This window comes from Bifidobacterium sp. ESL0820, assembly GCF_052606235.1.
This window is the reverse complement of the sequence record NZ_CP199594.1, coordinates 741627-756915: the sequence shown is the minus strand read 5'-3', so window position 1 is coordinate 756915 and position 15289 is coordinate 741627. Positions and strand designations below refer to the sequence as shown.

The following is a 15289-nucleotide window of genomic DNA, read 5'->3' as shown; positions in this document are numbered from 1 at the left end:
CCCTGACGGAAACGAGTGCGATCAGCGCACGGCGTTCATCCACTGTTCCTTGGTGGCCTTCTCGGCCTCCAGTTCCTGCTTCTTGGCTGGATCCTGCTCGGCGGCGATCCGACGGTCCAGGTCCTCAAGCTGGGCGGCCAGCTGCTGCTCGAAGCTGGAGACTCGGGCATCGGCCTCGGGGTCGGACTGGTTCCAGGCCGCATCTTCGACGGCCTTGATCTGCCGGTCCACGGCATCCATCCTGCCCTCGATCCGGCGCACGTCGTCGCGGGGGACGAAGCCGATGGCGTCCCATTCCTCCTGGATCTTGGCCAGCTCCTGCCGGGCCTGCTTGGCGGCCTTGGTGTCCTTAACGGGCAGCAGGGCCTCGGCCTTGGCCACCAGGGCCTCCTTCTTGGTCAGATTTTCGCGCTCGTTGACCGAGGTCTTGTCCCGGTCTGCCTGGCGGGCGTTGAAGAAGACATCCGCAGCCTGGCGGAACCGAGCCCAGAGGGCGTCGTCATCCTGGCGTCCTGCCCGTCCGGCCTGCTTCCAACGGTCCATGAGCTCGTTGAACTGGTGGGAGGTGGGTCCCCAGTCGGTGGAGTCCTTGATCTGGTCGGCCTCGGCGATGATCTCCTCCTTGATCCGCTTGGTCTCGGACCGCTGGGCATCACGCTGCTGGGCCCACTTGCGGCGGGCCTGGTTGAAGGTGGTGCGGGCAGATGAGAAGCGCTTCCAGAGCGCGTCCGCGTCGGCCTTGTCGATGCGGATGGTCGTGCGCTGGTGATGCTGCCACTGCTCGAAGAGGGAACGGAACTTGTCCGCTGTGGACCGCCAGTTGGTGGAGTCGCCCAGGGATGCGGCCAGATCTTCGGCCTTCTCCACGATGGCAGTCCGCTCCTTGATGGCCTTGGCCATGGCATCCTTGCGGGCCTGCGCCAGCTCGGCCTTGCGCGCCTGCCCCTGTTCAGCCAGCTGATCCAGCTGTGTGCGGAGGGCGGCGAGGTCGCCGACGGCCTCGGGCTGCTTGGTCTCCTCTTTGAGCGAGGTGAGGGACTCGTCGATCTCGTGGGCCTTGATCTTGGGGCTGCGCAGCCTGGAGGCAAAGAGGTTCAGCTTCTCCTTGAGGTCCAGGTATCGGCGGGCATAGAGGTTCAGGGCCTCCTTTGTGTCTGCGTCGGGGAACTGACCTACCTGGCGCTCCTGATCGCCCTCGCGGACGAAGACGTTGCCCTGCTCGTCCACCCGGCCGAAGGCTTCGGCCTTGTCGATCTCTTCCTGGCTGTATGAGGGAGCGGCTGGAGCGGCCTTGACGCGAGGGGCCTTGTGGGCCAGAGCCGCAGGGGAGGGGACTGCCTTGGGCTTGGGCACAGCCGGTACCGGTGCGCTCTGGGTCGGAGCATCCTCTGCGGGAGCAGTTTGCTCGGCCGCTGCCTGTCCCTGTCCGGCTTCGGGTGCCGGCGCAGCGGCGACCTGGCCCGCCGCATCCACGGTGTGGTCCTTCTGCGGTGTCGAGGTGTTCTCGGGTGTAATGGCGGTGTTGTCGGCCATGGCCAGCTCCTTAGGCTTGTGTGTTGGAGAGATCGCAAAATATGGCAATACCATTTTCCTTGACCTCCTATAGTATAGGTTCTTATGGCAAAAGGCACATCTCTATCCGGTTTCCCTGAATGGCTTCCTTCACAACGAGTGGTGGAGCAGCGCATCACCGACACGCTCCGCAAGGTCTTCGAATTGAACGGCTACATCGGCATTGAGACCAGGGCCGTGGAAGAGGGATCCAGCCTGCTCAAGAAGGGGGAGACCAGCAAGGAGATCTACCTGCTTTCCCGTCTTCAGGACCTGGGGCAGGAAAAGGATGTGCCGGTGGAGCGCCGGCTGGGCCTGCATTTTGACCTGACCGTGCCGCTGAGCCGCTACGTGGTGGAGCACAGCAACGATTTGACCTTCCCCTTCAAGCGCTGGCAGATCCAGAAGGTCTGGCGTGGGGAGCGCCCCCAGGAGGGACGGTTCAGGGAGTTCGTCCAGGCCGATATAGATGTGATCGGCAACGGGGAACTGCCCGACCACTACGAGGTCGAAGTCCCCCTGGTCATGCTGAGCGCCCTGGAGGAGCTGCGGGCCTTCGGCCTGCCCAAGCCCACCGTGCACGCCAACAACCGCAAGCTTTCCGAGGGGTTCTACCGGGGTCTGGGCCTGGAGGATGTCGAGGGCGTTCTGCGCGAGATCGACAAGCTGGACAAGATCGGTCCCGATGAGGTGGCCAACCTGCTGGTCAGCGAGTGCGGCGCCAATGAGGACCAGGCCAGGGCCTGCCTGGATCTGGCTGAGCTGACCGCCGACGATGGCCAGCAGCTGCGCCAGCGCTTCGACGCCCTGGTCGACAAGGTTGGCATCGATAAGGAGTCTTCTTCATATGCCCTGGCCATCGAGGGGCTGGAGACGCTGGCCATGATCATCGACGAGGCCGCGCGCATCCGGCCGGGCTCGGTCATCGCCGACCTGAAGATCGCCCGCGGGCTGGACTACTACACCGGCTCGGTCTACGAGACCTTCCTGGAGGGGGCGCAGTCCCTGGGGTCCATCTGCTCTGGAGGCCGCTATGACAACCTGGCCAGCCAGGGCAACCGCACCTACCCGGGTGTGGGGCTGTCCATCGGGCTTTCACGCCTGCTCTCCTACCTGCTGGCCCAGGGGGTCCAGGCCTCAAGGGTCTCCCCGGCTGCGGTCATGGTCGCTGTCTGGGACGAGGAGGACCGTACCGCCAGCAACCACATCGCCCAGGACCTGCGTGACAGGGGGATCGCCGCCGACGTGGCTCCCACCGCGGCCAAGATCGGCAAGCAGATCCGCTATGCCGACCACCTGGGCATCCCCTATGTCTGGTTCCCCGCCAAGGAGGGCCAGCAGGAGGGCGACCAGGTCAAGAACATCATCACCGGCGAACAGATTCCGGCTGACCTGGTGTCGTGGACGCCGGATAGCCTGTATGCCCGGCAGAGTGTGGAATACCAGGCCTGACGCAGGGGCAGGCCGAGCATTATGGAGGTACAGGAAAGCATGGGCCAGTCGGCTTACAGAACGAGCTACGCCACGGATGTCACGCAGGATATGGTCGGTCGCCAGGTGACGGTGGCCGGGTGGGTGGATCGCCGCCGGGATCACGGAGGCGTGGCCTTCATCGACCTGCGTGACCGTTCCGGTCTGGTGCAGATCGTCATCTACGATGAGGAAGAGGCCCGGCCCCTGCGCAGCGAGTACGTGATCCAGGTCACCGGCAAGGTCCGCGAACGCCCCGAGGGCAACGACAACGAGCATCTGTCCACCGGGCACATCGAGATCGTGGCCGACAAGATCGAGGTTCTGGCCAAGTCGGCCGCCCTGCCCTTCCAGGTGTCCACAGCCCTGGAGAACGAGGCCGAGAACAAGCTGCCCGGCGAGGATGTGCGGCTGCGCTACCGTTATCTGGACCTGCGCCGCCCCTCCATGCAGCGCAACATCCGTCTGAGGGCCGCCATGAACCGTGCCGCCCGTGCCGCCTTGGACAAGATGGACTTCTGCGAGATCGAGACGCCGACCCTGATCAAATCCACCCCCGAGGGTGCCCGCGACTTCCTGGTGCCGGCCCGTCTGGTGCCCGGATCCTGGTACGCCCTGCCGCAGTCCCCACAGCTGCTCAAGCAGCTGCTGATGGTGGGCGGCTTCGAGCGTTACTACCAGATCGCCCGCTGCTACCGCGACGAGGACTTCCGTGCCGACAGGCAGCCCGAGTTCACCCAGCTGGACATCGAGATGAGCTTCGCCTCCCAGGAGGACGTCATGGCCATGGCCGAGCAGGTCATCGCCGAGGTCTGGAAGGCTGCAGGATTCGAGGTCACCCTGCCCATTCCCAGGATCAGCTGGCAGGAAGCCATGGACAAGTACGGCTCCGACAAGCCTGACCTGCGCTTCGGCAACCCCATCGTCGAGCTGACCGAGTACTTCAAGGACACGCCCTTCCGGGTCTTCCAGGCCCCCTATGTGGGTGCCGTGGTCTACCAGGGCGCGGCCAACCTGCCCCGCAGGCAGTTCGATGCCTGGCAGGAGTGGGCCCGCCAGCGGGGTGCCAAGGGTCTGGCCTATGTCCAGTTCACCGGCGATGGCACTCTCAAGGGTCCCGTGGCCAAGAACCTGTCTGATGCCGAGCGCCAGGGCCTCAAGGAGGCTGTGGGCGCCTCGGACGGGGATGCCGTCTTCTTTGCAGCCGGACCCCGCGAGGCCTCGCAGACCCTGCTGGGTGCGGCCCGTGTGGAGATCGCCCGCCGCCAAGGGCTGCTCAAGCCCGACGAGTTCGCCCTGACCTGGGTGGTGGACTTCCCGCTCTTCAAGCCCACCGACGACCCCGATGACGACGATGTGGCCGTGGGCCATTCCAAGTGGACCTCCATGCACCACCCCTTCACCATGCCCTCGGCCGACTGGATCGACCGTTTCGACGAGGATCCCGAGCACGCCATGAGCGACTCCTACGACATCGTCTGCAACGGCGAGGAGATGGGCGGCGGCTCGGTGCGTATCCACCGTGACGACATCCAGGACCGGATCTTCAAGGTGCTGGGCATCGGCCCCGAGGAGGCCCAGGAGAAGTTCGGCTTCCTGCTGGATGCCTTCAAGTACGGCGCTCCGCCCCACGCGGGCATCGCCTTCGGCTGGGACAGGACCGCACAGATCCTGACGGGGGCGGATTCCATCCGCGACGTCATCGCCTTCCCCAAGTCCGGCGGCGGCCAGGATCCCATGACCGGGGCTCCGGCCCCCATCTCCGACCAGCAACGCGCCGAGACCGGCGTGGACTGGGAGCCGGATGAGGAGGATGCCGACTGAGCGCATCCCGCCGCTGATCGGCGAGAGTCTTCAAAGGGCTGGAATCCTGCGGGGTTCCGGCCCTTATGTGTATGCCTTGTTATGCGCTGCGGACCGATCGGGCCGGGCTTTGCCCTTGCCTCGGCTTGACGGGAGAACCGTTTCTATGGCCGTTCTGCAACAAAGGATGAGTAAACTGCCCAATATGAGCGAAACAACCAAACATCCGTCGGAGCGGATTCTGCCGGAGAAACCGGCCTCGGATCGCCCCGTCAAGGACAAGTCCGGGCCGCTGGTCGAGCTGGCCCACGTCGAGAAGCATTTTGGCAGCCTGCACGTCCTCAAGGACATCAACCTGCAGGTCGACACCGGCGAGGTGCTGGTGGTGGTCGGGCCCTCAGGCTCCGGCAAGTCCACCATGTGCCGGACCATCAACCGCCTGGAGTCCATCGACTCCGGCGTCATCAGGATCGAGGGGGAGCCCCTGCCCCAGGAGGGGCGCGACCTGGCTCGGCTCAGGGCCGAGGTGGGCATGGTCTTCCAGTCCTTCAACCTGTTCGCCAACAAGACCATCCTGGAGAACATGACCCTGGCGCCCATCAAGGTGCGCCACATGCCCAAGAAGGATGCCGAGGACCTGGCCATGGACCTCTTGGCCCGGGTGGGCGTGGAATCCCAAGCCTCCAAGATGCCCTCCCAGCTCTCCGGCGGGCAGCAGCAGCGTGTGGCCATCGCCCGCGCCCTGGCCATGCAGCCCAAGATCATGCTCTTTGACGAGCCCACATCAGCCCTGGACCCGGAGATGGTCAATGAGGTGCTGGATGTCATGATCCAGCTGGCCCAGGAGGGCATGACCATGATCTGCGTGACCCATGAGATGGGCTTTGCCCGTCAGGCGGCCGACCATATCGTCTTCATGGCCGATGGGCGGATCCTGGAAAAGGATGACCCCGACGACTTCTTCGACCACCCCAAGACCCAGCGGGCCGCCGACTTCCTGTCCAAGATTCTGACCCACTGAAGCAGGAGGGAAGCATATCCGCATGAATGCAAGCATGCATGGCATGGGCCGGCCGCTGAAACGGCTGGCCAGGAATCTGACCGCGATCCTGTGCGCTCTGGGTTGCCTGGTCTCCCTGGCGGCCTGCGGCTCCGACAAGGAGGCAGGCAAGATCCGGGTGGGCATCAAGTTCGACCAGCCCGGTCTGGGCTTCAAGAAGGCCGGGACCTATGTGGGCTTCGACGTGGACGTGGCCACCTACATCGCCGACAAGCTGGGCTACAGCGCCGACGACATCGTCTGGAAGGAGGCCCCCTCCAAGCAGCGGGAGGCCATGCTCCAGAACGGCGACGTGGACATGATCCTGGCCTCATACTCCATAACAGATGAGCGCAAGAGGGCCGTCTCCTTCGCCGGACCCTACATCGTGGCCGGCCAGGACCTGCTGGTGCGCAAGGAGGACCATCAGATCCGCGGCCCCGAGGACCTCAACGGCAAGCGTCTGTGCTCGGTAACCGGATCCACCTCGGCCGTCACTGTCAAGAAAAAGTTTGCCAAGGAGGTCCAGCTGATGGAGCAGCCCGGCTACGCAGAATGCGCCACCGCCCTCTTCTCCGGCATCGTCGATGCGGTCACCACCGACGACATCATCCTGGCCGGGCTGGCCTCCGCATCCCGGGGAAGACTGCGGCTGGTGGGCAAACCCTTCACCCAGGAGTACTACGGCGTGGGCATCAAGAAGGGCAATACCAAGCTGGCCCACAAGATTAATGCGGCCCTGGCCGACATGGAGGCCAACGGCTCCTGGCAGCGGGCGTTGGAGAACAACACCCGGGGCACCCACTACAAACCCGACCCGCGGTTCAATCCGCCCAAGCCAACGGAAGGAGAGTGAGATGTCAACCATCATCGAACTGTTTTCCGACTACGACATCCCGGCGGCCTTCTGGGTCAACATCCAGCTGACCCTCTGGTCGGCCCTCTTCTCGCTGATTCTGGGCATCATCCTGGTGATCATGCGCATCTCGCCCATCTCCTCCCTGCGCGCCGTCGGCCGAGGGTATGTGGAGTTCTTCCAGAACATGCCTTTGACCATCATCATGGTCTTCATGGTCCTGGGTGCCTTCGCCCAGCTGAAGATCAGCTTCTCGCCGGAATTCTCCGTCAACTTCTTCTGGCTGGCGGTGACGGGCCTGTCCCTGTATACGGCGGCCTTCGTCTGTGAGTCCCTGCGCTCGGGCATCAACACGGTGCCCCTGGGCCAGGCCGAGGCGGCCCGTGCCCTGGGGCTGAGCTTCTTCCAGTCGGCCTCGCAGATCATTCTGCCCCAGGCCTTCCGCGGGTCGGTGGCGCCCCTGGGCAACACCTTCATCGCCCTGCTGAAGAACTCCACCGTGGCTGCAGCCGCTTCCGTGGCCTCCGAGAGCTCCTCCCTGATGAGCGAGATGATCGAGTTCCACGCCAACGCCATTGTGGCCATCTTCCTGATCTTCGCCCTGGGATACGTGATCCTGGTTCTGCCTATCGGGGCGCTGACCACGTACCTGTCCAACAAGCTGGCAGTAAGGAGGTGAGCGGCCATGGCACAGGACAATGAGAGCTCGCTGCTCTTCGATCAGCCCGGTCCCAAGGGCCGGCGCACCATACGAATCGTCAACTGGATAGCCGCCGTCATCTTCGCCATCGTGGTCATCCTGGTGCTGATGAGGCTGCACAACCCACCGGACGGCGAGAACCAGCTGAGTTGGGAGCTCTGGCGCCCGGCCCTGGACTACGAAGCCTGGTCCGACTTCTACCTGCCCGGGCTCTGGCTGACCATCAAGGCCTCGGTTGTTGCCGTGATAGGCTCGGTCATCTTTGGGTTCGTCTTCGGCATCGGCCGTCTGCTGCCCAACGGGCTGGCAAGGGCGGTTTCGGGCGTTATTGTGGAGTTCTGCCGGGCCGTCCCGGTGCTGATGATGATGATCTTCTTCTGGCGCTGGTTCGCCTTTGCCGGAGTCAGCCAGGCCTCCTACTGGGCCGTCGTGCTGGGTCTGATCCTCTACAACGGCTCCGTGGTGGCTGAGCTGATCCGTTCGGGCGTGGGCAACCTGCCCAACGGCCAGCGCGAGGCCTCCCTGGCCTTGGGGCTGACCAGGACCCAGTCGCTGATGCAGATCGAGGTTCCCCAGGCCGTCTACGCCATGCTGCCGGCGGCCGTGACCCAGCTGGTCGTGGTCCTCAAGGACACGGCTCTGGGCTCCATCATCATGTACACGGATCTGCTGCAGGAGTCGCGTCGTCTGGGCTCCATGTACTTCAACATCCTGCAGACCCTGGTGGTGGCCTCGGTGGTCTACTTCTTCGTCTGCTTCCTGCTGTCCCACTTCGCCCGCTGGCTGCCCAAGAAGATGCAGGAGCGCACTGCCGCCCCCGCCGACTTCGTGGAGCCTGCCGCGCCCGTGGCCATCATGGATCCCTCCAATGTCAACCAGATAGCCGTGGCCAAGGAGGTGGACGAGGACCGGTACGGCGGCGCGCCGCTGCAGTACCACGCACACCACCGTGGATCCAACGCCTCCATCAAGCACTGGAGGAAGACCCGCTACATCCAGGGCTATGACAGGACCCAGCCCGACACGCTGGTCGATCCGCACAAGGCGAGCCTGGAGATTCCGGACTTCCTCAAGCCTGGACGCGGCGGCCGCTCCGACGGCGATGAACAAGCCGAGGGCAAGAAGCAGGAGGGCAAAGACCAGGGCTGACCGGTCCTCAGCCCCCATGATTCCAAGCCAGTCTCCGGCCGGACTTGTGTGCCTGGCCGGATAGACTGGTGGACATGGTCCAAGAACATGCTGATTCCTCAACCGCCTCAACCGACCAGCCCGCCTCCCTGGGCGACCTGATCCCCGAGGCGGGAGGCCCCCGCAACCTGACCGAGGATCAGATCTATGACCGCTTCTTCTCCTGGGTGGCTTCCCGGGGCATCACCCCCTGGCCGCACCAGGAGGAGGCCGTGCTCTCCCTGGTTTCAGGCGACCATGTGATCCTGTCGACCCCGACCGGCTCGGGCAAGTCCATGGTGGCCCTGGCCATGCACTTCATCGCCTTGTGCACCGGGCGGCGCTCCTATTACACGGCCCCCATCAAGGCTCTGGTCTCTGAGAAGTTCTTCGACCTGGTCTCGGTCCTGGGCCGCGACCGGGTGGGCATGATCACCGGCGACACCCACATCAACACGGATGCTCCGGTCATCTGCTGCACGGCCGAGATTCTGGCCAACCAGGCCTTGAGGGAGGGCAGGCATGCCGACATCGGCTGCGTGGCCATGGATGAGTTCCACTATTACGGGGACCCGGACCGAGGCTGGGCCTGGCAGGTGCCCCTGCTGACCCTGCCCGATGTGCAGTTCCTGCTCATGTCGGCCACCCTGGGCGACGTGGATCAGATTGCCCAGGATCTGGAGCGCAAAACCGGGGTGGGTGTGGACATCGTCGCCGATGCCCCTCGGCCGGTGCCTCTGGACTACCGTTATGTGGACACCCCTCTGCCTAGCACCGTAGAGTCCTTGCTGGCCGATGGGGATTCGCCGGTCTATATCGTTCATTTCTCCCAGGATGCCGCCCTGGAGACGGCCCAGGCCCTGTCCAGCACGGGGGTCTCGGACCGGGGGCAGCGCGACCGGATCAAGGAGGCCATGGCCGGCACCCGCTTCACCACGGCCTTCGGCAGGATTCTGCAGCGGCTGCTGCGCACCGGGGTCGGGGTCCACCATGCCGGCATGCTGCCCCGGTACCGGCGCCTGGTGGAGCAGCTGGCCCAGGATGGCCTTCTGCCGGTCATCTGCGGCACGGACACTCTGGGGGTCGGCATCAACGTGCCCATCCACACCGTCCTGCTGACCGGGCTGACCAAGTTCGACGGCTACAAAATGCGCCGTCTGCGAGCCAGGGAATTCCACCAGATCGCAGGCAGGGCCGGGCGCATGGGCTTCGACACCAGCGGACTGGTCGTGGCCGAGGCACCCGAATACGAGATAGAGAACGCCAGGGCTGTGGCCAAGGCGGGCAACGACCCCAAGAAGCTCAAGCGGATCAAACGCAAGAAGCCCCAGGAGGGGTTCGTCACCTGGGGCAAGGGGACCTTCGACAAGCTGATCGAAGCCCGTCCCGAGACCCTGACGCCACACCTGAAGATCTCCCACGCCATGGTCCTCAACGAGGTCGACCAGGGCGGGGATGCCAGGAGGCGGGTGGAGGACCTGATCGAGGACTCCCGTCAGACCCCGCAGCAGAAGGAGCATCTGCAGGACCGGGCCGACGAGATCTTCCAGACTCTGACCGACACCGGGGTCATCGAGACCGAAAAGAACCCGGACGGCGGCCTGGACTACTTCACGACCGTGGACCTGCCCGAGGACTTCGCCCTGGACCAGCCCCTTTCGCCCTTCCTGCTGGCCGCCCTGGAGCTGCTGGATCCTGAGGATCCTGATTACGACATGAACCTGCTCTCCATGGTCGAGGCCACCCTGGAGGATCCCCGGCAGATACTCAAGGCCCAGCAGCGGCAGGCCCGTGACGCGGCCATCCAGCAGATGAAGGAGGATGGCCTGGAGTACGAGGAACGGATGGAGCGCCTGCAGGAGGTGACCTGGCCCAAGCCCCTGGAGGAGCTGCTGGGCGAGGCCTTCGACCGCTACCGTCGGGACGTTCCCTGGGCCAACGACTATGAGATCCATCCCAAGTCCGTGCTGCGGGACATGATCGAGACGGCCTCGGACTTCAACGGCTACATCGCCCGCTACGGAATATCCCGGTCGGAGGGGACCCTGCTGCGCTATCTGTCGGATGCCTATCGGGCGCTCAGCAGGACGGTTCCCGAAGAGTTCATGGATGAGCGGCTGGAGGACATCCTGGCCTGGCTGGGACTGATCGTGCGCTCGGTGGACTCCAGCCTGGTGGATGAGTGGGAGGCCGCGGGCAGGGCCGAAAGCGGCGAAGTTCCTAGCGGACTAGATGCCGCCCCGCCCAAGGTGGAGGACCAGGTGGTGGCTGACCGGCGTGGGCTGACCCTGCTGGTGCGCAACGCCATGTTCCAGCGGGTGGAGCTGGTGGCTGCCGACCGGCCGGAGGCCCTGGCCGACCTGGATGCGGACTGGGGCTACGGCCTGCGGGCCTGGAGCGATGCACTGGATGACCTCTATGAGGACCATGAGCAGATTCTGACCGATGCCCAGGCCAGGTCCTCGGACTTCTTCAGCCTGGATGACCGTGATGAGCGAAGGGGCCGCACCTGGCGGGTCCAGCAGATCTTCGACGATGTGGAAGGCGAACGCGACTGGGGCATCGCCGGCATTGTGGATCTGGATGCCAGCCAGGAGAGCGGTCAGGTGGTCTTCAAGGAGTACCGGGTGGGTCCCATCGAGGAGTTGATGGAGCTTTAGGCCGGGGTCCTTTACAGGACCTTGGAGAGGAAGGACTGCAGCCGAGGGCTCTGCGGGTGGCCGAAGATCTGCTCGGGCGTGCCCTCCTCCTCGATGATCCCGGCATCGGTGAAGATCACCCTGGAGGAGACCTCCCGGGCGAAGGCCATCTCGTGGGTGACCAGAATCATGGTCATGCCGCCCTCGGCCAGGGAGCGGATGACTTCAAGCACGTCGCCCACCATCTCCGGATCCAGGGCCGAGGTGGCCTCGTCGAAGAGCATGATGTCCGGGTGCATGGCCAGTGCGCGGGCGATGGCCACACGCTGCTGCTGCCCGCCCGACAGGTCCGTGGGCCTTGCGTCCGCCTTCTCCTGAAGCCCTACGGTCTCCAGCAGTTCCAGGGCCTGCTGCCGGGCATCCTCCTTGGGGGTCTTGTGCAGCATATGGGGGGCCAGCGTGATGTTGTCGGCCACGCTCATGTTGGGGAAGAGGTTGAAGTGCTGGAAGACCATGCCCACGTGTTCGCGCAGCTTGTCGATGTTGGTCTTTGGATCGGAAATGTCGATCCCATAGACGCTGATGGTGCCCGAAGTGGGCATCTCCAGGGCGTTGATGCAGCGCAGCAGGGTGGACTTGCCCGCGCCCGAGGGGCCGATGATGGAGATGACCTCGCCCGGCTTGACCTCCATGTCGATCCCCTTGAGGACCTCGGTGTCGCCGTAGCGCTTGTGCAGGTCGCGGATGGATACGGCCATCTGGGATGTTCCCTGGTTGAGGCGACTTTGGTTCTGACGGATGCGACGGGTCAGTCGTCCGGTGTCCATGTCCGGGTCCTCGAAGTTCATCGATGCAGCCTCCTATCGAGCATATTGGCCATCCAGGTCAGGGCGCTGATGGCGACGAAGTAGATGACGCCCACCATGAACAGGGTCTCTGTCACGCGGAAGTTGGCCGCGTAGATCTGCTGGGCCTGGTAGAGCAGTTCGCCGAAGCCGATGGCCAGCAGCAGGGAGGAGTCCTTGAGCATGATGACCAGCTGGTTGATGATGGAGGGCGTGGCGAATCTGACGGCCTGGGGCAGGATGACCCGGCGCAGGGCCATGCGACGTGTCAGGCCCAGGCTGCGGGCTCCCTCCATCTGCCCGACGTCAACCGAGTCGATGGCGCCGCGCACGATCTCCACCAGGTAGGCTCCGGAGTTCAGGGACAGGGTCAGCGCGCCGGCCAGCCAGATGCTGATGCGGTGGCCGATCAGCTGGGGGACGCCCAGGTAGAAGAAGAAGGCCCAGACCAGGACGGGTGTGCCCCTGAAGACCGCCACATAGATCCGGGCGATCCAGGACAGGATCCGGTTGGGGCTGATCCGCCACAGTCCCAGGATGATGCCGATGGCCAGGGCGATGACGAAGGATATGGCCGTGATGGCCAGGGTGTTGCGCAGGCCCAGCATCAGGGAGGGGAAGGCCTGGCGGACCAGCTCGAAGAATCCTGGCCTGGAGGCGGGGGCGCTCTTGCTGGACTGGCCGCTGCCCACATAGGAATCGACCAGCTGTTTATAGCTGCCGTCGGCCTTCATCCTGGCCAGTCCCTCGTTGAAGGCGGCCACGAACTCCCTGTTCTCGCCCTTGCGGACGGCCGCTCCGTAGGAGGCGCCAGGCTCCTTCTTGGTCACGGTCTTCAGCCCGTTGCCCTGGGCGATGCCGTAGGCCAGGACCGGGTAGTCGTCGATGACCGCCTGGGCGTTGCCGGACTTGACCATCTCGTACATGGTGGAGGACTGGTCCACCGCCTTGACGCTAAACCCGTACTGGGCCGCACGCTGCTTGGCGAAAGCCTCGCCCTCGCTGCCGGTCTTGACAGCCACCACGCTGCCTCGCAGATCCTTGTAGCTGTGGATCTGGTCGTTGTCCTTGGCAATGGCCATCTGCACGCCGGAGTCGAAATAGGGGTCGGTGAAGTCGTAGACCTGCTTGCGCTGGTCGGTGATGGTCATGCCGGCTATGACCACATCGGCCTGCTGGGAGTTCAAGGCCTGGAGGGCGGCGTTGAAGCCCAGGGACTGGATCTGCACCGAGAACCCCTCGATGTCGGCGATCTTGCGGATCAGATCCATGTCGATGCCGACCAGCTTGCCGGAGGAGTCGCGGAATTCAAAGGGGGCGAAAGTGGTGTCGGTGGCGACGCGGAAGGTGCGTCCGTGGACCGCCTGCGCGGCGGGGGAGTCCTGAGCCGCCTGCGCCGGCGTGGCCAGGGGGGCGACGATCAGGGCTGAGAGCCCTAGGACCAAGGCCATCAGGCCGACGGCCCACCTGCCTGGACCCGATGTCCATCCCTGGCGAACATGCTTGGCGATCACTGGCAATTCTCCTTATTGTTCCGACCTGTGCCGGTACCGGTTTTTTCCAGGCGGCAGGCCTTGCTGCTGCCTATGGCCTTCCTGAAAATATCCAGGCTGATGACCAGTAAACTGTACACATGCCGGGTTTCCGGAGCCCAACTACGCGCTGGGCGATACAGCTATATGAGTTCCCAGTCTAGCGCGTTCGTCCTTCTGATTGCGGCAGATGCAGGCTTATGCTGGTGAGGGCGGGGAGCCATAGGGGCCCCGAGGAATGAGGTATTGCAGATGGTTGATGATCTCTTCCAGGCGGCGGATCCCCCCGAGGAGCACACCCTGCCTCTGGCGGTCAGGATGCGGCCCAAGAGCCTGGACGAGGTGGTCGGCCAGGACAAGGTCACGGCTCCTGGAACCCCCTTGGAGCGGCTGGCCCGGTCGGATCCGAACAACCGCCTGACGGCTCCCAGCTCGGTCATTCTTTTCGGTCCTCCCGGGGTGGGCAAGACCACCCTGGCCTACATCGTCGCCCGACAGTCCGGGCGGCATTTCGAAGAGCTTTCGGCCGTCACCTCGGGGGTCAAGGAGGTGCGGCAGGTCCTCGCCCAGGCTCGGGAGCGGCTGGTCAGCCAGGGCCAGGAGACGGTCCTCTTCATCGATGAGGTCCACCGCTTTTCCAAGTCCCAGCAGGATGCCCTGCTGCCCAGCGTGGAGAACCGGGATGTGACTTTTATCGCAGCCACCACGGAGAATCCCAGCTTTTCGGTCATTGCGCCCCTGCTTTCCCGCTCGGTGGTGGTCAAGCTGGAGGCCCTGGACGACCAGGACCTGGCCAAGCTGGTCCGCAGGGCCGTCAAGGACCAGCGGGGGCTCAAGGACCAGGTGCGGCTGGATGCAGAGGCTCTGGACCAGATCGTGCGCTTTTCCGGGGGCGACGCCCGTCGTGCTCTGACCATTCTGGAGGCTGCGGCCGGGGCCGTCACCGAGGGCGGGCCTCGTGCCAAGGGGGCGCGTCGGCCCCTGATCAATGCCAAGGTGGTCTCCTCGGTCATGGACGTGGCCGCCGTCCGCTATGACAAGAAGGGCGACGACCACTATGACGTGGCCTCGGCCTTCATCAAGTCCATGCGGGGTTCCGACGTGGATGCGGCCCTGCACTACCTGGCTCGGATGATCCGGGCAGGCGAGGACCCGCGTTTCATCGCCCGACGGATCATGATCGCCTCCGCCGAGGAGGTGGGCATGGCCTCTCCGGAGGTGCTGGAGATCACGGTCGCGGCTGCCCAGGCCGTGGCCATGGTAGGCATGCCGGAGGCCCGGCTGATCCTGGCCGAGGCAGTCATCGCCGTGGCCACTGCGCCCAAGTCCAACGCCTCCTACCTGGCCATCAACCAGGCCCTGGAGGATGTGGACGCCGGGCATATCGGCCAGGTTCCCCTGCACCTGCGCAATGCCCCCACCAAGCTGATGAAGGCCTGGGGCAACCATGAGGGCTACCAGTATGCCCACGATGCGCCGGATGCGGTGGCGCCCCAGCAGTACATGCCCGACGAACTGGTCGGACGACGCTACTACCACCCCAATGATCGTGGCTATGAGCGTCAGCTGGGTCCACGACTGGAGGCCATCAGGGCCATCCTGGACAGGGCAGCCGGGCCGGGGGGAAACGCCGGGTCTGGGCAATGACCGTCCAGACTCCTATACTGGGCACCCAATAGACGTTGAG

11 protein-coding genes are annotated in these 15289 nt (G+C 64.6%); 8 read left to right on the top strand and 3 right to left on the bottom strand.

Annotated elements, in window-relative coordinates; all coding sequences use genetic code 11:
* Positions 1-21: 21 nt before the first annotated feature.
* Entirely contained in the window at positions 22-1533 is a 1512-nt protein-coding gene (locus ACUIAH_RS03225; protein WP_445341373.1) for a DUF349 domain-containing protein, read from the bottom strand.
* A gap of 84 nt (positions 1534-1617) precedes the next feature.
* Here ACUIAH_RS03225 and hisS point away from each other — a divergent pair, with 84 nt between their 5' ends.
* The 7 genes from hisS (at position 1618) to ACUIAH_RS03190 (ending at position 11246) form a co-directional block, all read left to right on the top strand.
* Positions 1618-3003, top strand: coding sequence for a histidine--tRNA ligase (hisS, locus tag ACUIAH_RS03220; RefSeq protein ID WP_229132928.1), 1386 nt, complete (start codon positions 1618-1620; stop codon positions 3001-3003).
* 39 nt (positions 3004-3042) lie between these two features.
* A complete protein-coding gene (aspS, locus tag ACUIAH_RS03215; RefSeq protein ID WP_101432220.1) occupies positions 3043-4845 on the top strand; it encodes an aspartate--tRNA ligase in 1803 nt (600 codons plus the stop codon).
* A 184-nt stretch (positions 4846-5029) separates the two neighbouring features.
* Positions 5030-5845, top strand: a complete 816-nt coding sequence (locus ACUIAH_RS03210; RefSeq protein ID WP_284143466.1) for an amino acid ABC transporter ATP-binding protein — start codon at positions 5030-5032, stop codon at positions 5843-5845.
* A gap of 43 nt (positions 5846-5888) precedes the next feature.
* Positions 5889-6719: a glutamate ABC transporter substrate-binding protein gene (locus tag ACUIAH_RS03205; protein ID WP_254477180.1), complete on the top strand. Its 831-nt coding sequence runs from the start codon at positions 5889-5891 to the stop codon at positions 6717-6719.
* A 1-nt stretch (position 6720) separates the two neighbouring features.
* Positions 6721-7398: an amino acid ABC transporter permease gene (locus ACUIAH_RS03200; protein WP_024627819.1), complete on the top strand. Its 678-nt coding sequence runs from the start codon at positions 6721-6723 to the stop codon at positions 7396-7398.
* A 6-nt stretch (positions 7399-7404) separates the two neighbouring features.
* Positions 7405-8568, top strand: a complete 1164-nt coding sequence (locus tag ACUIAH_RS03195; RefSeq protein ID WP_445341372.1) for an amino acid ABC transporter permease — start codon at positions 7405-7407, stop codon at positions 8566-8568.
* Between the two features lie 74 nt (positions 8569-8642).
* Positions 8643-11246, top strand: a complete 2604-nt coding sequence (locus tag ACUIAH_RS03190) for a DEAD/DEAH box helicase (protein WP_445341371.1) — start codon at positions 8643-8645, stop codon at positions 11244-11246.
* 11 nt (positions 11247-11257) lie between these two features.
* On the opposite strand, the gene ACUIAH_RS03185 is transcribed toward ACUIAH_RS03190, so the two are convergent.
* Together ACUIAH_RS03185 and ACUIAH_RS03180 are read right to left on the bottom strand one after the other, a co-directional pair.
* The gene (locus ACUIAH_RS03185) at positions 11258-11983 is read right to left on the bottom strand and encodes an amino acid ABC transporter ATP-binding protein (protein ID WP_306222239.1); all 726 of its coding nucleotides are present in this window, start codon (positions 11981-11983) and stop codon (positions 11258-11260) included.
* An 86-nt stretch (positions 11984-12069) separates the two neighbouring features.
* Positions 12070-13584: an amino acid ABC transporter substrate-binding protein/permease gene (locus ACUIAH_RS03180; RefSeq protein ID WP_445341370.1), complete on the bottom strand. Its 1515-nt coding sequence runs from the start codon at positions 13582-13584 to the stop codon at positions 12070-12072.
* 270 nt (positions 13585-13854) lie between these two features.
* Between ACUIAH_RS03180 and ACUIAH_RS03175 the strand changes: the two genes are divergently transcribed.
* Entirely contained in the window at positions 13855-15249 is a 1395-nt protein-coding gene (locus tag ACUIAH_RS03175; protein ID WP_306222019.1) for a replication-associated recombination protein A, read from the top strand.
* Positions 15250-15289: the final 40 nt, after the last annotated feature.

Coding starts and splice junctions, on each gene's coding strand:
- ACUIAH_RS03225 (WP_445341373.1), bottom strand. CDS start 1,533: ATGGCCGACAACACCGCCATTACACCCGAGAACACCTCGACACCGCAG.
- hisS (WP_229132928.1), top strand. CDS start 1,618: ATGGCAAAAGGCACATCTCTATCCGGTTTCCCTGAATGGCTTCCTTCA.
- aspS (WP_101432220.1), top strand. CDS start 3,043: ATGGGCCAGTCGGCTTACAGAACGAGCTACGCCACGGATGTCACGCAG.
- ACUIAH_RS03210 (WP_284143466.1), top strand. CDS start 5,030: ATGAGCGAAACAACCAAACATCCGTCGGAGCGGATTCTGCCGGAGAAA.
- ACUIAH_RS03205 (WP_254477180.1), top strand. CDS start 5,889: ATGGGCCGGCCGCTGAAACGGCTGGCCAGGAATCTGACCGCGATCCTG.
- ACUIAH_RS03200 (WP_024627819.1), top strand. CDS start 6,721: ATGTCAACCATCATCGAACTGTTTTCCGACTACGACATCCCGGCGGCC.
- ACUIAH_RS03195 (WP_445341372.1), top strand. CDS start 7,405: ATGGCACAGGACAATGAGAGCTCGCTGCTCTTCGATCAGCCCGGTCCC.
- ACUIAH_RS03190 (WP_445341371.1), top strand. CDS start 8,643: ATGGTCCAAGAACATGCTGATTCCTCAACCGCCTCAACCGACCAGCCC.
- ACUIAH_RS03185 (WP_306222239.1), bottom strand. CDS start 11,983: ATGGCCGTATCCATCCGCGACCTGCACAAGCGCTACGGCGACACCGAG.
- ACUIAH_RS03175 (WP_306222019.1), top strand. CDS start 13,855: ATGGTTGATGATCTCTTCCAGGCGGCGGATCCCCCCGAGGAGCACACC.